The following is a 19,556-nucleotide window of genomic DNA, read 5'->3' on the forward strand; positions in this document are numbered from 1 at the left end:
CCGGTGACTCAGGCAAAGATTTGGTGAGGCTATGGCCAGCTTAAAAGAAATCCGTGTCAAGGTTGCGAGCATCAAGAGCACGCAGAAGATCACGAAAGCGATGCAGCTCGTGGCCGCCTCTAAGATGCGCAAAGCCCAGGAACGCATGGTCGCAGGTAAGCCCTACGCCCAGAAGATCCGTCAGGTGGTGGCTCACGTTGCTCACGCAACGCCCGAGTACAAACACGCCTATCTGATCGAGCGTCCAGTGAAGCGCGTTGGTTACATTGTGGTGTCGTCCGATCGTGGTCTTTGCGGCGGCCTGAACACCAACCTGTTCAAACAGGTCGCACTTTCCGTTCGCGAGTTTCAAGCTCAGGGCGTTGAGGTCGAGTTCTGTTTGCTCGGGACTAAAGCCACCACGTTCTTCAAGAACTTCGGCGGCAAAGTGGTGGCAGCAAAAACCCATATGGGTGACAAGCCATCGCTGGAAGCATTGATTGGCGCCATTAAGGTCATGCTCGAACACTTTGATGAAGGCAAAATTGATCGCCTTTACTTAGTGTCCAACGAGTTTGTTAACACCATGACGCAGAAGCCGACACTGCAGCAATTGCTGCCGTTGGCCACGTCCGGTGATGACGGCCTGGATGAGCGTAGCTATAACTGGGACTACCTCTATGAGCCCGAAGCCAAGCCCATCCTGGATGCGCTATTGCTTCGTTTCATTGAGTCACAGGTTTACCAAGGTGTGATCGAAAACGTAGCCTGTGAAATGGCTGCTCGTATGGTCGCCATGAAGGCGGCAACCGATAACGCCGGTGAACTGATCCGTAACCTCCAGCTCGTGTATAACAAGCTGCGTCAGGCTGCGATCACCCAGGAAATCTCGGAAATCGTCGGTGGTGCTGCGGCCGTTTAAGGTCGCGCATAACTAAAACAGTATTGCAGTTTGAGAGGATGAACCCATGAGCAGCGGTCGTATTGTCCAGATCATCGGCGCCGTTATCGACGTCGAATTCCCGCGCGATAGCGTGCCCAGAGTCTATGACGCGCTGAAAGTTGACGCGACATCGACCACCCTCGAAGTTCAGCAGCAGCTGGGCGACGGCATCGTGCGTACGATTGCCATGGGTTCCACCGAAGGCCTCAAGCGCGGTCTGACGGTTGGCAACTCCGGCGGTCCTATCAGCGTGCCAGTAGGTAAGGGCACTCTGGGTCGCATCATGAACGTTCTGGGTCAGCCAGAAGATGAAGCCGGTCCGGTTGAAACCGAAGTCACCATGTCGATCCACCGCAAGGCACCTAGCTACGACGAACAGTCGGGCGGTACTGAGCTGCTGGAAGTAGGCATTAAGGTTATCGATCTGCTCTGCCCATTCGCTAAGGGCGGTAAGGTCGGTCTCTTCGGTGGTGCTGGCGTCGGCAAGACCGTGAACATGATGGAACTCATCAACAACATCGCTAAGGCGCACAGCGGTTTGTCCGTGTTCGCCGGTGTGGGTGAGCGTACGCGTGAAGGCAACGACTTCTATCACGAAATGAAGGATTCGGGCGTTCTCGACAAGGTTGCGATGGTTTACGGCCAGATGAACGAGCCGCCCGGCAACCGTCTGCGCGTTGCGTTGACCGGTCTGACCATGGCGGAATACTTCCGTGATGAGAAGGACGAATCCGGCAAAGGCCGTGACGTTCTGCTCTTCGTAGACAACATCTACCGTTACACCTTGGCCGGTACCGAAGTATCCGCGCTGCTCGGCCGTATGCCGTCAGCTGTGGGCTACCAGCCAACGCTGGCCGAGGAAATGGGCGTTCTGCAAGAGCGTATTACATCGACTAAGAACGGTTCGATCACCTCGATCCAAGCCGTTTACGTTCCTGCCGATGACTTGACTGACCCATCGCCAGCGACCACGTTCGCTCACTTGGACGCCACCGTTGTTCTGTCGCGTGATATCGCCTCGCTGGGTATCTACCCGGCCGTTGATCCACTCGATTCCACATCGCGTCAGCTCGATCCACTGGTTGTTGGTGAAGAGCATTATGCCGTTGCCCGTGGCGTGCAGAACGTGTTGCAGCGTTACAAGGAACTGAAGGACATCATTGCGATTCTGGGTATGGACGAGCTGTCGGAAGAAGACAAGCTGGTTGTGTACCGTGCGCGTAAGATCCAACGTTTCTTGTCGCAGCCGTTCCATGTGGCCGAAGTGTTCACCGGTTCGCCAGGTAAGTACGTGTCGCTGAAAGAAACCATTCGTGGCTTCAAAGGCATTTTGGCTGGTGAGTTCGACTCGCTGCCAGAACAGGCGTTCTACATGGTTGGCGGTATCGACGAAGCCATCGAAAAGGCGAAGAAGCTCTAAGCTTCTTCACCTTCAGGCTCAGGAGTAGAACATGGCGAATACGATTCACTGCGACATTGTCAGTGCCAAAGAATCGATCTACGCCGGCAACGCCAAGATGGTGGTGGCGCATGGTCAGCTCGGTGACATCGGTGTCACCCCAGGCCATGCTCCTTTACTGACGCTGTTGTCGCCAGGCCCGGTACGTGTGTTGCTGGACGATGGCGAAGAGCTGATTTACTACGTCTCCGGTGGTGTGCTGGAAGTGCAGCCAACAATCGTTACGATTCTGGCGGATACTGCGGTACGCGCGGCAGATGTAGATGAAGCTGCAGCTCTTGAGGCTCGCCGTGCGGCAGCCGACGCGCTGACCAACCAGAAGGGTGAAATGGATACCTCGGTAGCCTTGGCATCCTTGGCAGAGTCCGCAGCTCAGCTGCGTACCTTGCAGGCCATGAAGAATCGCGCAGGTCGCGGCTAATCACTCGGCGTAAGCGGATGTGATGTAAAAAAGGGCAGCTTAGGCTGCCCTTTTGCTTTTTTCATGTTACAAAAAGCCTACCTGCTCATGGCCTAAGGAAGTCACATGAAAACCGTTGCGGAATTGTTGCAAAACAAGGGTAGTGCAAGCGTCTATACCATCGGCCCAGATCAAACCGTTCTTGAGGCCGTCGCCCTCATGGCAGAAAAGGGAATTGGCGCGTTACTCGTAACGGAAGGAGCGGATGTGGTCGGCATCATCACGGAGCGTGACTATGCGCGCAAAGTGGTTTTGTTGGAGCGATCCTCACAGGCAACACCCGTGGCCGACATCATGACTTCAGCGGTGATGTTCGTGCATCCCAGCCAAACCAGTTCTGAATGTATGAAACTCATGACGGAAAAACGCTTGCGCCATTTACCCGTCATGGACAACGGAAAATTGCTGGGTCTTATTTCCATTGGTGACTTAGTGAAAGATGTTATTTCAGAACAAAAAGTCATGATTGATCAGCTTGAGCAATACATTCGCGGCGAATAGCGCGCCGTAACAGACACCCCGACAAACTGGCCTGAATGCCTGACTAGCTTGGTGTAAACTGGCGACCAGTTTTTCGCAGGAAGCTACCCTTCATGAGTCTTCAGGTCATCATTCTGGCAGCGGGTAAGGGCACGCGTATGCGCTCCGCGCTGCCGAAAGTCATGCAACCCCTGGCCGGTCAGCCGCTACTTCATCATGTCATTGTGGCGGCGCGTAAATTAGGCGCTGAGCGTCCTATTGTGGTCTATGGGCATGGCGGCGATGTGGTGCAGCAGGCGTTTGCTGAGCAAGCATTGGATTGGGTTTTGCAGGCCGAGCAGAAGGGCACCGGCCATGCCGTACAAGTGGCGCTGCCAGTGCTGGCCGCTCAGGGTCGTACATTAATTCTCTATGGCGATGTGCCACTCATTTCAGTCGCGACCCTACAGCGACTCATTGAAGTCGTACCCAATGACCAGAGCCTTGGCCTGCTCACCGTGCATCTGCCGGACCCGACGGGTTACGGCCGCATTGTTCGCGAGCAGGGTCGCGTGGTGCGCATTGTTGAGCAGAAAGATGCGACTGCAGATGAGAAGCTAATCAGCGAAGCCAACACCGGTATTTTGTGTGTGCCGAATGCCTTGCTGCATGCATGGTTACCTCAGCTAAAAAATAACAATGCGCAGGGCGAGTATTACCTCACCGATTTAATCGGCATGGCCACCGCCAACGGTGTGCCGGTCACGGCGGTGCATCCCGATACCATCTGGGAAGTTGAAGGCGTGAACGACAAGCTGCAGCTGTCGGCATTAGAACGCGTGTGGCAACGGCATCAGGCCGAGCAGCTCATGCGTGCCGGCGTGACGGTGCTAGACCCGGCACGCTTGGATATTCGCGGCCAGGTCAGTCACGGCATGGATGTGTCGCTGGATGCTGGTGTGATTTTGGAAGGCCGCGTGGTGCTGGGCGACAATGTGAGCGTCGGTGCCGGCTGCATCCTCAAAGATTGCGAGATCGGTGCCGGTACGGAGATTAAGCCGTACTCGCTGATCGACAGTGCCGTGGTCGGTGCGAACGCGCATATTGGCCCGTTTGCGCGTCTGCGCCCCGGTTCAAAGCTGGCCGACGAGGTGCATATTGGCAACTTCGTGGAGACCAAGGCCACCATCATGGGTGTGGGCTCCAAGGCCAACCATCTCGCCTATTTGGGCGATAGTGAGATTGGCCGTGGCGTGAATATCGGCGCCGGCACCATCACCTGCAATTACGACGGTGCAAACAAGCACAAGACCACGATTGGCGACGATGCCTTTATTGGCACGAATAACTCCTTGGTGGCGCCCGTCACCATTGGTGCGGGGGCAACGACCGGCGCCGGTTCAACGATTAGCAAAAACGTGCCCGACGCTCAGTTGGCGGTGGCACGCGCTGTGCAAAAAACGATTGAAGGTTGGCAGCGTCCGCGCAAGGCACCCAAAGTTTAAGCCAGCAATTTAGAATTTACGGAGAAGGTTATGTGCGGGATTGTTGGCGCCATTGGCGAGCGTAATATCACGGATGTGTTGATCGAAGGTCTGCGCCGTCTCGAATATCGTGGCTACGACTCTGCGGGTCTGGCGGTGGTGCATGGCGGGGCCATTGAGCGAGAGCGTCAGCCGGGCAAGGTGCAGGCACTCGCGGATGCTACCCACGCCAGCGGTGTGAGCGGACAGATCGGGATTGCCCACACGCGCTGGGCAACCCACGGCGCACCCACGCAAGACAACGCGCATCCACATCAGTCCGGTGATATCGCTGTGGTGCACAACGGCATCATTGAGAACTACGAAGCCCTGCGCGAGCAACTCCAGGCCGAAGGTTATGTCTTTACCTCGCAGACCGACACCGAAGTGGTACCGCACCTGATTCAGTCTGAACTCAAGAAAGGCGGCGACTTCATGGCGGCGGTGCGCCGTGCCGTGGCGCAACTGCATGGCGCATTTGCGCTGGGCATCGTGCGGGCAACCGAGCCACAGCGTTTGCTGGCTGTACGTCAGGGTTCACCGCTGGTGGTTGGTCTCGGTATTGGCGAGAACTTCATCAGCTCCGACCAGCTTGCGCTCCTGCCGGTAACCAACCGTTTTATCTATCTCGAAGAAGGCGACTTCATTGAGCTGAAGCGCGATCAGGTCACCATCTGGGATGCCAGCGGTGCTGTCATTGCGCGCCCGTCAGTCGAATTAGATGCCACCGTGCACGCCAGCAGCAAGGGCACGTACAAGCACTACATGCTGAAGGAAATTTACGAGCAGCCGGCAGCAATTCAGCGCACGCTGGCGGGTCGCGTGAGCAACGGGCAGGTCGCGATTGATGCGTTTGGCCCGCAAGCGGCCGAGCTTCTGAGCAAAGCCAAGCATGTGCAAATCCTTGCCTGCGGCACCAGCTATCACGCCGGTTACGTGGCCAAGTATTGGTTCGAGGCCATCGCCGGGGTGTCCTGCCATGTGGAAGTGGCCAGCGAATTCCGCTACCGCACCACGGTGCTGCCAGCCGATACGCTGCTGGTCACTATCTCGCAATCCGGTGAGACCGCCGACACGCTGGCCGCGCTGCGTGAAGTGAAGTCGCGCGCGCTGGGCTCGCTGTGTATTTGCAACGTGCCAACGTCAACATTGGTGCGCGAATCGGATCTGGCGTTTATCACCCATGCTGGCCCGGAAATTGGCGTGGCATCGACCAAGGCCTTTACCACGCAGCTGGTTGCATTGATGCTGTTGGTGCTGGCCACGGGCCGACGTCAGGGCAACCTCACGGCAGAACGTGAGCGCGATATCGTGGCGCAACTCGCTGGCCTGCCGACGCTGTGCGATGAAGTGCTGGCGATGGATCAAGCCATCGAGCGTATTGCCGCCGAGTTTGGCGACAAGCATCACACCCTGTTCCTCGGCCGTGGCGCGCAATACCCGGTGGCGATGGAGGGCGCGCTCAAGCTCAAGGAAATTTCCTATATCCACGCTGAAGCCTACCCCGCCGGTGAGCTCAAGCACGGCCCGTTGGCGCTGGTCGATCAAGACATGCCGGTGGTGGCGGTTGCCCCGAAGAACGACCTTATCGACAAGCTCAAGTCGAACCTGCAGGAAGTGCGCGCGCGTGCCGGCGTGCTCTATGTCTTCGCCGATCATGCCGCCGATGTGCGCGCCGAACCGGGCATCAAGGTGTTCTCTATGCCCAGCGTGGCCGATGAAGTTGCGCCGATTCTCTACACCATTCCCTTGCAGTTGTTGTCTTATCACGTGGCCGTCATCAAGGGCACGGACGTGGACCAGCCGCGCAACTTAGCAAAATCAGTAACGGTGGAATAAGGCCATGACGACGCTGCGCTCGGTTTTAGTTTGGCTGGCCGTGTGCGGCGTCGCGGTGTTTTCGCTGGCGACGCTGGCACTGCATCGCGGCGAAAGCATCAACGCTGCCTGGATCGTGGTGGCGGCGGTGTCGGTTTATGTCATCGCCTATCGTTTCTACAGCCGCTACCTCGCCACCGCCGTCGTGAGTTTGGATGGGCGACGGTTAACCCCCGCACATCGTCATAACGACGGCCTCGACTATCTGCCCACGCATCGTGTGGTCTTGTTCGGTCATCACTTCGCGGCCATTGCCGGTGCAGGCCCGCTGATCGGCCCCGTGCTGGCAGCACAGATGGGCTATCTGCCGGGTACGCTGTGGCTACTCGCCGGTGTGGTGCTCGCGGGCGCCGTGCAAGACATGTTGGTGCTCACCGCTTCTACGCGCCGTGATGGTCGCTCACTGGGCGACATGATCCGCACGGAGCTAGGGCCGTTTGCTGGCACCGTGGCTGGCATTGGCATTCTCGCCATCATGATTATTCTGCTGGCGGTGCTGGGACTGGTGGTGGTGAAGGCGCTGGCGCATTCGCCATGGGGCACGTTCACTGTGGTCGCGACCATCCCCATTGCCGTGTTTATGGGGCTGTATCTGCGCTACCTGCGCCCGGGCCGCATCGGTGAAATGTCGTTGATCGGTGTGGTGCTGCTGTTTGTGTCCATTATTGTGGGCGGCTGGGTGGCCGAAGACGCGTTGTGGGCGGCGCGCTTCACCTTCACTGGCGAGCAGCTGGCGCTGGGCTTGATTGGTTACGGTGCGCTGGCGTCCATTCTGCCGGTGTGGCTGCTGCTGGCCCCGCGTGATTACCTGTCCACCTTTCTGAAAATCGGTACCATCCTGGCGCTGGCGGTAGGCATTCTCATTGTGATGCCTGAGCTGAAAATGCCGGCGCTAACCCCGTTCATTGACGGCAGCGGCCCGGTCTTTGCGGGCAGCTTGTTCCCGTTCCTGTTCATCACCATCGCCTGCGGCGCTGTGTCTGGTTTCCACGCGCTAGTGTCGTCGGGCACCACGCCGAAACTGCTGGATAACGAACTCGACGCTCGCCCCATCGGCTATGGCGCCATGCTCATGGAGTCGTTCGTGGCCGTCATGGCCATGATTGCCGCCTGTGTGATTGAGCCCGGCATCTACTTCGCCATGAACTCGCCACCGGCCCTGATCGGCAAAACCGTGGAAGACGCCGCGACGGTCATTAGCCAGTGGGGCTTCTTGGTCACCCCCGAACTGCTCGCGCAAACCGCGAAAGACATCGGCGAAGACAGCATTTTGTCACGCGCCGGCGGCGCACCCACGCTGGCCGTGGGCATGGCCTACATCTTATCTTCGGTGGTGGGCGGCAGCGGCATGATGGCGTTCTGGTATCACTTCGCCATTCTGTTTGAGGCCCTGTTCATCCTCACCACCATCGATGCCGGCACGCGCGTGGGCCGCTTCATGATTCAAGACCTGTTCGGCGCTGTTTACGCGCCGTTCCGCGACACCGAGCGCTGGTGGCCGAACGTGGTCGCCACCGTGCTCTGCGTGGGCGGCTGGGGCTGGTTCCTGTATCAGGGCGTGATCGACCCGCTGGGCGGCATTAACACCTTGTGGCCGTTGTTCGGCATTGCCAACCAAATGCTCGCCGCCATCGCGCTGCTGTTGGTCGGCACGTTGCTGTTCAAAGTTCAGCGCGCCCGCCATGCCTGGGTTGCGCTGCTACCGGCAAGCTGGATTTTGGTCATCACACTCACGGCCGGCTGGCAGAAACTCTTCCATGTAGACCCCCGCATCGGCTTCCTCGCCCACGCCGAGAAATTCAGCGCCGCCGTAAGCAACGGCGACGTGCTGGCTCCAGCCAAGAGCTTGGCGCAGATGCAACAAGTCATCGTTAACGACTACATCAACGCCACCCTCTGCGTGCTGTTTATGAGCGTGGTGCTGGTCATGCTGTTTTGCAGCGTGCGCGCCATGTGGACGGCGCTGCGCAGTGGCCGGATTGAAAGCACAGAAACACCGGTGGTGCTGGTCGGGGAGCGGGCGTGAGCGACGCTGGCGCGAGCGTTGTCCTTGGCCGAGGCCGGCTGGCGACGCTCTGGCAGCAGGGCCGGCATTTCGGGGCGATGCTGGTGGGCGTGCCGGATTACGACGCCTATGTGCGACACATGACCGAGAAGCATCCGGAGTTGGCAGCGATGACGCGGGAGCAGTTTGTGCGCTCGCGCATGGAGGCGAGGCTGGGGGCGAAGACGGTGGGGAAGTGTCCTTGCTGAGGGGATGAGCGGTGGTGGGTTGGCTTGCCGAGAGATGGGCGTGGTGGCATGCTCGGGTGTAGTGGATTGCGGTAGTTGTCGGCAGGGAGTGCTGAGTCAGGTTTTTTAAGCCTTTGAAACGGCTGAAGTCTTTCCTTTCCCTCCGATGTTATGCAGCAGTCTGGAATTATTAGGCAGCTGTGGGTGCTGTATAAACCAAGTTAGGGGTCGTCAGAAAGAGCACTACCTAGCCTCAGCAAAAATAGGATTATCTTTAAATGCCAGAGAATGGAATTAGAAGCACATACTCGCAGTGTCCGTTTCAAATACGCATGTATGATGATGCTGGATTGATTTCCACTGGCACGGCTTTTTTCTATAAACGCTCCGACAGCCTTTTTCTAATCACCAATTGGCATAATTTCTCTGGAAAACATTTTCTTACCAAAGAGCCGCTATCCGCATCAGGTAGATTTCCAACCTACATTGAAGCTAATCTTTCATCATATGGTGATATGTCTATAGTACTTCCGCAAGGAGCATTCACTACTATTTCCCAACGTATGGATATATACAAAGACTATGAACCAATATGGTACGAGCACCCTGATCTTGGCTCCTCATGCGATGTAATAGCTCTTCCTCTTGAGCGGCCGGCGCATTGCCCCGAGTTTATGCATAATGCGGCCAATCTAATTAGCGATACAAGAATTCCGGTAAAGCCTGGCTGCACTTCTTTTGTTATTGGGTTTCCTCGTTCCATAAGTATTGGATTTGGTCTTCCTCTTTGGAAATCCGGATATATCGCGTCTGAGCCGTTTTACGATGTAAGCATTGGTGGAGAAATATCTAATGTTGGAGGGCTCATCGGTGGAACTAAGCTTCCTGCATTTTTTTTGGATACCCAAACCAGAGAGGGCATGTCTGGCGCCCCGGTATTTGCCGCATATTCTGGCACTTGGGATACATCAGATCCGTACACCGACATTAACCCAGAATCACCAGATTTCTGGAGTCGAGATGACATCGCGATGGGGTATGTTGCCATGGAGTTTGTTGGATGCTATAGCGGTCGAATAGGAAAGACTGAGGAGGGGGCTGCGCTCGGATTATGCTGGCGAGCCAATGTCATCGAAAAAATATGCTCTTCACTCGTGCGCGCGAAGCACCCTCATGTTTCGTAGCGTCCTACCCCTAACAACTCGCTCAAGTGGGACGTCTTTGGCTTCGCCAAATCCGCCCCGTAGCTCAAACGTTGGGCCACAAAAAATGTCAGGGAGCGGTAATGCATGGGTGATCTAAAAACAGCTATCAACTCCGTAGGGCTTATCATGACAATTGTTGGTGTGTATTCGGTTTACCACAACTCTCCGTTAAACATGTCCGGTATTGACGGCGGAAATGCATCCACCGATTTCAAAGCGATCAAACGGCAAACTAGTACTAGAAACGTCCGGTTGAAGATGAGTGTTTATGTAGTCATCGCTGGAACCATCCTCCAACTTGTTAGCAACTTCATAGCTTCAAGTCAGTGAGCGCGCAGACGGCAATTGCAATGTGGCCCAACCAGGCGCTCAGCCGCGTATTTGCCGCCGCTTCGCAGCGGCAAATACGCGGCTGAGCTTGAGCGCTAGACTTTTTATACATACACGGAGTAAAAAATGAAAAAACTGTTATCACTCATCGGGATTGCGTTGATTGCGTCATACCTCCAAGGCTGCGCGAGTGGTGCAACTGTCGCGGGTATGACTAGCGTAAAAACGTTTAGTGCAGCAAAAAATCATATGCCGGCAAAAATTATGGTTGCACCAGTCGAAGGTGGAAAATCCACGAATCCTCTTTGGACATCGCAAGTTGACTCCAAATCCTTTGAGGAAGCATTAACGGCTTCTCTGCAATCAAATGGCTTACTGGCGGCTGGTTCAGGAGCTTATATTTTAAAACCAACCTTGCTAAAGCTAGATCAACCAATATTCGGACTTGATTTGACGGTTAAAGCAAATGTTCGCTATGTGTTGAAAGATAGTGCATCGGAGAAGGAGCTTTTTAATGAAACTATTAATAGCTCCTACACGGCCACATTCAATGATGCTTTTGCGGCCATCAAGCGATTGCGTCTTGCTAATGAGGGGGCTATCAGAAAAAACATTGAGGCTCTGATCGAGCGATTGGCGAAAGTCCCACTTCAGTAACATAGAAAAAGCCGTCTTCGAGCGGCTATTTCTGAATTCAGCGATTACTGAGTTTTTTTGTTTTTTTAGGGTGCTTGTGCCTTACTCGGGGAGTTAAACCCTCAAGAGAGCCCCAATGGACGTTGCCACGATAAAAGAACTTTGCAGCAACTACCCTGGAGCCACCTCAAAAATGTACGGGCCGCCAAGTAATGTGCTGGTTTACTACGCAGGCGGTAAAAAGTTCGCGTACTTCAAGACCAGCGAGCCGGAGCAATGGCGCTTTAGTATTCGCACAACGCCAGAACGCTTTTTGGAATTGACCGACGTGCCCGGCATCAAGCCGGCGCGGTACATGGGCAGATTTCACTGGGTCACCATCGTGGATGTAAGCACAGTGCCATTCGAGTACCTTCAAGAGCTCATCAGTTGGTCTTACGCAAAGGCGGTCACTCGTCCCAAAAGAGCTACGCGTCGTAATTAGTGGATCAATCATGCTAATAATCCCCGTGTCCTGAATAGGCTTTAAGGAGCGCGCAGCCATGTCCTATTTCGTTTCGGCCATGTTGATTGTGGTGGGTCAATAAAACCCATCGTGACCCAAATGGCTGGCATGAGGCTGGCTGGCTAAAAGCCGGCGGTAGAACTTACCAATAAGCGCACTGATGCTTGCATTGCTGCATAACCGGTTACCCACCCATTGCTCCCAGTGCCGCTTAAGGCCTGTTTTATCTACATCGGCTTCAATGCAAATGGCGCGCTTAAGCCGGGAAGCCGCTTGCAAAAACACCGTCTAACGATGCAAGGTTGTCTATGGCACACATCAAGGAAGAGCGACGCATGACCGCAGTTATCCTCTACACCACCGAAGACGGGCGCAGCCAGATCAAGCTGCGGGCGCAGGAGCAGACCGTCTGGCTTACGCAGCGGGAGATGGCGGAGCTCTTTGATGTGAGCACGGATAATGTCGGGCTGCACCTGAAGAATCTATTCGAGGACGGAGAGCTGAGCCGGGAGGCAACTACCGAGGAATCCTCGGTAGTTCAAGTCGAGGGCAGCCGCGAGGTGCAGCGTCCTGTCACGCTCTACAACCTCGACGCCATCCTAGCCGTGGGCTACCGCGTGCGCTCGCCACGCGGGGTGCAGTTTCGTCGCTGGGCCTCAACCATCTTGAAGGAGTACCTGCTCAAAGGCTTCGTGATGGATGACGAGCGGCTTAAGCACCCGGATGGTCGCCCGGATTACTTCGACGAGATGTTGGATCGCATCCGAGGCATCCGAGCCTCGGAAAAGCGCTTCTACCAGAAGGTACGCGATCTTTTTGTCCTTTCCAGCGATTACGACAAGACGGACAAGGCCACGCAGATTTTCTTCGCCACGGTGCAGAACCTGTTGATCTTTGCTGTTACGCAGAAGACCGCCGCAGAGCTTGTTACTGCCCGAGCAAATCCCGCCGATCCACACTTTGGCCTGCGGGTCTGGAAGGGCGATCAGGTGCGCAAGGCGGATATTCTGGTGGCTAAGAACTACCTGACCGAGGACGAGATCGATACGTTGAACCGGCTGGTGGTCATCTTTCTGGAAACCGCCGAGTTGCGGGCCAAGAGTAAGCAAGAGACGCGTATGGCTTTCTGGAAACAGAATGTGGATCAGATCATCACCTCCAACGGCTTCCCGCTGCTCAGCCATGCCGGAGCCGTTAGCCATGAGCAGATGGAAGCGCGCACGGGTGAGCTATATTTCAAGTTCGACCAAGGCCGCAAAGCGCAGGAAGCCATTCAAGCCGACCAGCAAGACGAGGCTGAACTCAAGGCGCTGGAAACCAAACTCAAGAGACGTACAAAGCAATGATTGAGCTGATCCGCTTCCACGCAAATATCTAGCCAAATCCATGAATAGGCTTTAAGGAGCGCGCAGCCATGTCCTATTTCGTTTCGGCCATGTTGATTGTGGTGGGTGTGATTCACCTGCTGCCGTTGTCCGGCGTACTCGGCAGCGACCGGCTGGCGGCGTTGTATGGCATCTCCTTCAGTGAGCCGAACCTCGCCATTCTCATGCGCCATCGTGCGGTGTTGTTTGGTCTGCTCGGCGTTCTGTTAATCGCGGCGGCATTTTTACCCAGCTTGCAAACAGCCGCCTTTATCGCGGGCTTTGTCAGTGTGGCTTCCTACTTGCTACTGGCGTGGTCGGTGGGGGGTTATAACGCGCAACTGGCGCGGGTGTTCACGGCAGATATTGTGGCTTTGGTCTGTTTGGTCATGGGCGCAGTTGCTCGGCATAAGCTGTTGTTATGAGTGATCAAACTCAGCATTTCAACCCGGTATCGCTAAGCCCCAACCCGCTGCAACTCATTCACCGCGATGACCACCTGCTGGCGGTACACAAACCCGCTGGCTTGCTCGTGCATCGCAGCCCCATAGACCGTCACGAAACCGAGTTTGCCTTGCAATATGCGCGCGAGCTCAATGACGGCGAGCATGTCTATCCGGTGCATCGCTTGGATCGACCCACTTCAGGTCTGCTGCTATTTGCTCGTGACCCCGAGACGGCCAGCGCTTTAGGGCAGGCGCTAATGGCGGGTGACATGGCCAAGACCTATGTGGCCGTGGTGCGGGGCTGGACGCCTGAGGGCGGTGTGATTGATGCGCCCTTGCGCGACAAATCGATGGATAAGCGCGATACCCGAGAGCAGCTAATGCGCGAGGCCGTGACGCATTTTCGGCGCATGGCCATCACCGAGATTGCGGTGGCGATTGAGGGCTATGCCAGCAGTCGTTACAGCGTCGTGGAGTTGAAACCGGAGACGGGCCGTCAGCATCAGCTGCGCCGGCACCTGCAGCACATTAGCCATCCCATCATTGGCGATACCAATTATGGCCGCACGCGGCATAACCACTATTTTGCGCAGCGATTTGGTGCCAGTCGGCTCATGTTGGCGGCCACGGCACTGAGCTTTCGGCATCCGGCCACGGGTCAGGCGATGACACTGACCGCGCCGCTAGAGCCTAGCTTTCAGCAGGTACTAGAGATTTTCGAGCCGGGCGCGGGTGTTTAGATTGCGCGCTGCCTTTCCTGTTGAGTAACCAGCAACGCTTCCATGGCCTCGGCGGATACGGGTCGGCTGATGTAATAGCCTTGCACATAGTCGCAGCGTTCGCGGATTAAGAAATCGAGGTGGCAGGGCGTTTCCACCCCTTCCGCGACCACGGTCATGCCCAGCTCATGCGCCATGGTAATGATGGCGCGCACGATGGCGCCATCTTCGGTGCTTTGCCCAACTTCACGAATAAACGATTGATCGACTTTCAGGGTATTCAGGGGAAATTTTCGCAGTTGGCTGAGGGACGAATAGCCGGTGCCAAAATCATCCAGCGCAATGGCAATGCCGCGCTCACGGACTTTCGCCAAGATGCTGGCAGCCATATCGGGATCGTCCATCAGCGAGGTTTCGGTCAGCTCAATTTCCAGTTGCTCAGCGGGTAGCCCGCTTTCTGCCAGGGCGTTATTGAGCGTTAGCATTAAATCGCCTTTGTGCAGCTGTTGCGGCGGAATATTCACGGCGACCGTGAGCTCGCCAAGACCGGCGCGTGACCAGGCCAAGACCTGCTCGCACGCTTGTTGCAACACACGCTCGGTAATCACGGAAATCAGCCCGGTGTCTTCCGCCAGTGGAATAAAGTCGCCGGGATAGAGCAGGCCCAGGGTGGGGTGCTGCCAGCGTACCAGCGCTTCCATGCCCACAATGCGCTTGCTCATGAGCGACACTTTGGGCTGGTAGTGAACCAAAAATTCATCGCGGAAAATGGCTTTGCGTAGGCTGTTCTCGAGGTTCAATTGCTCGATGGTGGCGCTGCGTAAATCGGGAGAATAGGTGCGCCACTGGTTGCCGCCCAAGCGCTTGGCTTGCTGCATGGCGAGGTCGGCGTGATTGACCAAAATGGCGAGTTCGCGGCCATGTTCAGGGAACAGGCTGATGCCCAGCGACGCGCCCAAGAGCAGCTCGTGGTCCGCCACGCGGAAGGGCAGGCGCAGCTGCGCGATGATGTCTTCGCAGAGTTTGTCGAGTTCGTCGTTGTTTTTAAGCTCGGTGAAGATGAGCGCAAATTCGTCGCCGCCTAAGCGCGCCAAGGTATCTAAACGTGTGCCCATTTCCAGCAAGCGCCGACCGGTTTCGCGCAAAATGGCGTCGCCCACTTCAAAGCCTAGGCTTTCATTGACCTGCCGGAAGCGATCCAGGTTCAGGTAGATCAGCGCCAAGCGTTGGTCGTTTTCGCGGGCGCGGGTCATCGCCGCATGCAGGCGATTACGCAGCTGGCGGCGATTGGCCAGCTGCGTGAGGCGGTCGTGGTTGGCCAAGTAGTCGAGTTTTTTCTGCGTCTCTTCGGCTTCACGTTCGCGGGTGATGTCGCGACGAATGCCGAGCATACGCAGCGGTTTGCCTTGGGCATCCCAAAGCACCACACGGCCTTTGTCTTCCACCCAGACCCAATGCCCGCGCTGATGCTTGAGCCGGTATTTGGCTTCGTAGCGCGGCGAGCGGCGGCGCAAGTGACGAACAATATTGCGCTTCACCAGTCGCAGGTCTTCGGGATGCACGCGCTCTTGAACTTGTGTGAGCAGATCGTCGCAGCCGCCGTCGGTACAACCCAGCAAGGGCTCAAGGTTGGTGTGTTTGAGCGTGCCGTCTGGAATAGACCAGTCCCACAGCGCAATACCGGACGCTTCAATGGCCAGCGTGAGGCCTTCCTGACTTTCTTTTAAGGCTTCGGTACGTTGCAGTACGCGGACTTCCAGTTGGTTATTGAGCTGATGCAATTGCTGCTCGGCCAAGGTTCGCGTTTTCACCTCGATGGCCAGCTGCTGGTTTGAGGTCAGGGTGTCGTACTGCGTGTCGCGCAGATGCTGAATCAGTTTTTCATTGTCGATACGCAGGCGCAGGCTGCCCAGCACCATGCGGTTCAGGTAACGCGCGCTGAGAATGAGAAAGCCCCACCAAATGGCACCGATGGTGGCCACGGTGAGATTGGTGGAGCTGGGGTGCATGATTAAATGCAGCAAAGACGGCGTAAAGGTAATGAATGTGAAGGCAATAAACGCCCGCAAGTAACCCGCATAGGCGGTGAGGGCAGCAATGCCCTGAGCGGCCAAGAGAGCCGCCAATAACACCTGACGATTGGCTACATCCGAAAGAAAGTCGCTGCTGGGAAAAATACGCGGATTGAAATCAATGATCGCGAAGACCCAAAAGGCTGCGGTGAAGACGGCGGTGGCCGTAATAATGATGCCGAGGGTGTTGAGATTTTGAGAAACGCGCCGGCCGTACCACCAAACCAAGCCGCCTCGGAACATCAGAAAGATGAGAAAACTAGACGCCCAGATCAGGATCTTGGTGTTGCTGGCGTAGGGCCAATCCCAAAAAAGCCAAGTGGCAGCCAACACAGACAGCGCGGTAATGACCAGAAAGCGCGGTAGCTGCTGTTGCACCTGACGCAGCTGAATGTTTTTTAACTCACGCAGTTGCTGGGCTTCACGAGCGGCCACGCGCTCGCGTTCCTGCACGCTCATGAGTTCGGCGGCAAGGCTAGCGTTGGTGTGTTGTGTTGACGACGACGCGGTGTTGGCCGGTTCTGTCATGCCGCTTTCCCTCAAACAGCAGCGGGTGTCCTCCCCGCTGTCTGTAACTAGGCGCTTACCATAACATTTGACGGGCTAAGCGAAAACGCCTGAGTGTCCGTGGTCTACAATAGCGCGCATGAACGACTCTGAATTACTCCGAGGGCTGAACGCAGCCCAACACGATGCCGTCACCTGTGACAGCCAACATCTCTTGGTACTGGCCGGCGCTGGTTCGGGCAAAACACGCGTATTGACCTCGCGTATCACGCATTTCTGCCAGAGCTTTGGCATCTCGCCGTTTGCGGTGATGGCGGTGACGTTTACCAACAAGGCCGCGCATGAGATGCGTGCGCGCTTAGAGCAGCAGCTCGGCATTGCCACGCAGCCCCTGTGGATCGGCACCTTTCACGGCCTAGCGCATCGCTTTCTGCGCGCCCACTTTAAGGAAGCCGGGCTGCCGCAAACCTTTCAAATTTTAGATAGCGATGACCAGCAACGCGTCATTAAGCGAGTCTTGAAAGATTTGCAGCTCGATGAGGAAAAGTGGCCGGCACGGCAGGCGGCGAGCTTCATTAATGGCAATAAAGAAGAGGGTCGCCGACCGCACCATATTCAACACAACGGCGACTTATTTACCGGCACACAACTGCGCATTTATGCGGCCTACGAAGAGATTTGTCAGCGTAGCGGCATGATTGATTTTGCCGAAATTCTGCTGCGCAGCCATGAGCTATGGCTGAACCATCCGGAGTTGCTCAAGCATTATCAAATGCGCTTCCGCATGATCCTGGTCGATGAGTTCCAAGACACCAACAAAATCCAGTACGCCTGGCTGCGCATGCTGGCGGGCGAGCACGGCATGCTCACCGCGGTGGGCGATGACGACCAAAGTATTTACGGCTGGCGTGGTGCCTGCATTGAGAATATCCGCACCTTCCAGCGTGACTACGCCGATGCTGAGCTGATTCGTCTCGAACAAAATTACCGCTCCACCTCGGCCATTTTGCAGGCCGCCAACGCGGTCATCGCCAATAATGGCGATCGCCTGGGTAAGAACCTGTGGACCGAGCGTCCGAACGGCGACCCCATCCGGGTCTATGCCGCCTTCAATGATCTTGATGAGGCGCACTACATTGCGCGCACCCTCGATGATCGTTTCCGCGCCGGCACGGCACGCCGCGACATGGCCATTCTGTATCGGTCCAACGCCCAATCGCGTGTGCTCGAAGAAGCGCTACTGCGGGCGCAGATTCCCTATCGCATCTATGGCGGCTTGCGCTTCTTTGAGCGCGCCGAAATTAAAAATGCCGTGGGCTATTTGCGTCTGCTGCAACAGCGTGATGACGACACGGCCTTTGAGCGCGTTGTGAATACGCCAACACGCGGCATTGGCGATAAGACCTTGGAGCTGCTCCGCCAAGTCACGCGTGAGGAAAAAATTAGCCTGTGGGCAGCGGCCGAAGCCGTGCTCAAAGGCAAGCTCCTGCCCACGCTAGCCAGCAGCAAGCTCGCGGCCTTCTTGCAGCTCATTGAAACCCTGGATGCGACCACGCGTGACGTTCCGCTCGGTGAGTTGATTGAAGCGGTCATCGAGCAGAGTGGATTGGTTCTGCATCACCAAAAAGAGAAAGGCGAAAAAGGTCAGGCGCGGGTAGAAAACTTGCGCGAATTGATCTCGGCTGCGCGTGAGTTCGAGGTAGAGGACGATGAGGCGCCGTCTGCCCTTGCCGCTTTTCTCGACCATGCCGCGCTGGAGGCGGGCGAGCAGCAGGCCGGTGAATTCGAGGATGCCGTGCAGCTGATGACACTGCATGCCGCCAAAGGCCTGGAGTTCCCCATCGTGTTTCTGGCGGGCTTCGAGGAAGGTCTGTTTCCGCACGAAATGGCGCTGAAAGACGGCAATCTCGAAGAGGAGCGCCGACTTTGCTACGTCGGCATCACCCGCGCCATGCGTGAGCTCTACATCACCTACGCCGAAGTACGCCGGCTTTACGGCAGCGAAAACCATCATGTGCCTTCGCGCTTCCTGCGCGAAATGCCGGAGACTCTGCTAGAGCCGGTACGTGTGAAATCCGCGCCAACGGCGATGAGCTATCGCGGCGGTAGTAGCGTGCCCAACAGCGCCTTGCCCGCCAACCTCAAACAAAGCTCCTTGGGTGGCGATGCGACAGGTGATGGCAGTTGGAGCTTGGGTCAGCGCGTGGCGCATCCGCGTTTTGGTGAGGGCGTGATTTTGGCGTTTGAAGGCAATGGCCCGAATGCGCGCATCCAGGTCAATTTTGCTGATCTGGGCAGTAAGTGGTTAGTCGCCCAGTACGCACGCTTAACGCGAGTTTAAGCGCCTGCGTTGGGCAGTAGCCGGGTGCGACCTTGGGCATCCAGTGCCACAAAGGTGAAGCGACCCTCGGTCAGTTTCACCGGGCACTGGCCATTGAGCGAATTGATCCATGCTTCTACGTGGACTTTTAACGAGGAGCGCCCAACGCTTTCGAGTTGCGTATAAAAGCCAATCACGTCGCCTACTTTTACCGATCGTAAAAACACCATGCTGTCGATGGCGACCGTTGCCGTTCGACCCTCTGCACGAGCCGATGCGGCCATTTCGCCAGCAATATCCATATTGGCGACAAGCCAGCCGCCGTAGATATCCCCCGAGGCATTGGTGTGGCTGGGCATTGCCACCAGCTGCAGGGTGAGTTGACCTATAGGGCCGGTGATGGCGTTTTCCGTAGGTTCTTGTTCTTGTTGATTCATGCGGACATCCCAGTCTTATTATTTAGAAATCCTAGCGCATAAAGGGATGGCGCGAATATAAGGCAAAAAAACAAAACGGCCT

Annotated in this window: 18 protein-coding genes; 16 read left to right on the plus strand and 2 right to left on the minus strand. The window is 56.3% G+C overall.

Annotated elements, in window-relative coordinates; all coding sequences use genetic code 11:
* The first annotated feature begins 31 nt into the window (after positions 1-31).
* From atpG to A8710_RS01940, 15 genes are all read left to right on the plus strand, one after another.
* Positions 32-901 carry a F0F1 ATP synthase subunit gamma gene (atpG, locus tag A8710_RS01870; RefSeq protein ID WP_068857727.1) on the plus strand — a complete coding sequence of 290 codons (870 nt, stop codon included), beginning with the start codon at positions 32-34 and terminating at the stop codon, positions 899-901.
* A gap of 46 nt (positions 902-947) precedes the next feature.
* Positions 948-2,342 (plus strand): F0F1 ATP synthase subunit beta, encoded by a 1,395-nt coding sequence (gene atpD, locus A8710_RS01875; protein WP_068857728.1) that lies wholly within the window; start codon positions 948-950, stop codon positions 2,340-2,342.
* Between the two features lie 31 nt (positions 2,343-2,373).
* Positions 2,374-2,802 (plus strand): F0F1 ATP synthase subunit epsilon, encoded by a 429-nt coding sequence (locus tag A8710_RS01880; RefSeq protein ID WP_068857729.1) that lies wholly within the window; start codon positions 2,374-2,376, stop codon positions 2,800-2,802.
* A 105-nt stretch (positions 2,803-2,907) separates the two neighbouring features.
* The gene (locus A8710_RS01885) at positions 2,908-3,342 is read left to right on the plus strand and encodes a CBS domain-containing protein (RefSeq protein ID WP_068857730.1); all 435 of its coding nucleotides are present in this window, start codon (positions 2,908-2,910) and stop codon (positions 3,340-3,342) included.
* Between the two features lie 92 nt (positions 3,343-3,434).
* A complete protein-coding gene (glmU, locus tag A8710_RS01890) occupies positions 3,435-4,805 on the plus strand; it encodes a bifunctional UDP-N-acetylglucosamine diphosphorylase/glucosamine-1-phosphate N-acetyltransferase GlmU (protein WP_068857731.1) in 1,371 nt (456 codons plus the stop codon).
* A 30-nt stretch (positions 4,806-4,835) separates the two neighbouring features.
* Positions 4,836-6,662: a glutamine--fructose-6-phosphate transaminase (isomerizing) gene (gene glmS / locus A8710_RS01895; protein WP_068857732.1), complete on the plus strand. Its 1,827-nt coding sequence runs from the start codon at positions 4,836-4,838 to the stop codon at positions 6,660-6,662.
* Positions 6,663-6,666: 4 nt separating this feature from the next.
* Positions 6,667-8,727, plus strand: coding sequence for a carbon starvation CstA family protein (locus tag A8710_RS01900; protein ID WP_068857733.1), 2,061 nt, complete (start codon positions 6,667-6,669; stop codon positions 8,725-8,727).
* Complete coding sequence (locus tag A8710_RS11985; RefSeq protein WP_068857734.1) at positions 8,724-8,954, plus strand: YbdD/YjiX family protein; 231 nt, start codon at positions 8,724-8,726, stop codon at positions 8,952-8,954. The genes A8710_RS01900 and A8710_RS11985 overlap by 4 nt, the downstream gene beginning before the upstream one ends.
* A 311-nt stretch (positions 8,955-9,265) precedes the next feature.
* A complete protein-coding gene (locus A8710_RS12165; protein WP_157686239.1) occupies positions 9,266-10,117 on the plus strand; it encodes a hypothetical protein in 852 nt (283 codons plus the stop codon).
* 105 nt (positions 10,118-10,222) lie between these two features.
* The gene (locus tag A8710_RS01910) at positions 10,223-10,468 is read left to right on the plus strand and encodes a hypothetical protein (protein ID WP_068857735.1); all 246 of its coding nucleotides are present in this window, start codon (positions 10,223-10,225) and stop codon (positions 10,466-10,468) included.
* Positions 10,469-10,594: 126 nt separating this feature from the next.
* Positions 10,595-11,125 carry a hypothetical protein gene (locus tag A8710_RS01915; protein ID WP_082968594.1) on the plus strand — a complete coding sequence of 177 codons (531 nt, stop codon included), beginning with the start codon at positions 10,595-10,597 and terminating at the stop codon, positions 11,123-11,125.
* Positions 11,126-11,240: 115 nt separating this feature from the next.
* On the plus strand, positions 11,241-11,588 hold the full coding sequence (locus tag A8710_RS01920) for an MmcQ/YjbR family DNA-binding protein (RefSeq protein ID WP_068857736.1): 348 nt from the start codon (positions 11,241-11,243) through the stop codon (positions 11,586-11,588).
* A 356-nt stretch (positions 11,589-11,944) separates the two neighbouring features.
* The gene (rhuM, locus tag A8710_RS01930; RefSeq protein WP_068858132.1) at positions 11,945-12,955 is read left to right on the plus strand and encodes a virulence RhuM family protein; all 1,011 of its coding nucleotides are present in this window, start codon (positions 11,945-11,947) and stop codon (positions 12,953-12,955) included.
* Positions 12,956-13,023: 68 nt separating this feature from the next.
* Positions 13,024-13,398 (plus strand): phosphopantetheine adenylyltransferase, encoded by a 375-nt coding sequence (locus A8710_RS01935; protein WP_068857738.1) that lies wholly within the window; start codon positions 13,024-13,026, stop codon positions 13,396-13,398.
* Positions 13,395-14,159, plus strand: coding sequence for a pseudouridine synthase (locus tag A8710_RS01940; RefSeq protein ID WP_068857739.1), 765 nt, complete (start codon positions 13,395-13,397; stop codon positions 14,157-14,159). The genes A8710_RS01935 and A8710_RS01940 overlap by 4 nt, the downstream gene beginning before the upstream one ends.
* On the opposite strand, the gene A8710_RS01945 is transcribed toward A8710_RS01940, so the two are convergent.
* On the minus strand, positions 14,156-16,738 hold the full coding sequence (locus A8710_RS01945) for a putative bifunctional diguanylate cyclase/phosphodiesterase (RefSeq protein WP_068857740.1): 2,583 nt from the start codon (positions 16,736-16,738) through the stop codon (positions 14,156-14,158). The two genes, A8710_RS01940 and A8710_RS01945, sit on opposite strands and share 4 nt — an antisense overlap.
* 118 nt (positions 16,739-16,856) lie before the next feature.
* Between A8710_RS01945 and uvrD the strand changes: the two genes are divergently transcribed.
* Entirely contained in the window at positions 16,857-19,058 is a 2,202-nt protein-coding gene (uvrD, locus tag A8710_RS01950) for a DNA helicase II (protein WP_068857741.1), read from the plus strand.
* On the opposite strand, the gene A8710_RS01955 is transcribed toward uvrD, so the two are convergent.
* Entirely contained in the window at positions 19,055-19,474 is a 420-nt protein-coding gene (locus A8710_RS01955) for an acyl-CoA thioesterase (protein WP_068857742.1), read from the minus strand. The genes uvrD and A8710_RS01955 overlap by 4 nt on opposite strands.
* Positions 19,475-19,556: the final 82 nt, after the last annotated feature.

It is taken from the genome of Perlucidibaca aquatica (genome assembly GCF_001676655.1).
GTDB classification, from domain to species: Bacteria; Pseudomonadota; Gammaproteobacteria; order Pseudomonadales; family Moraxellaceae; genus Perlucidibaca; species Perlucidibaca aquatica.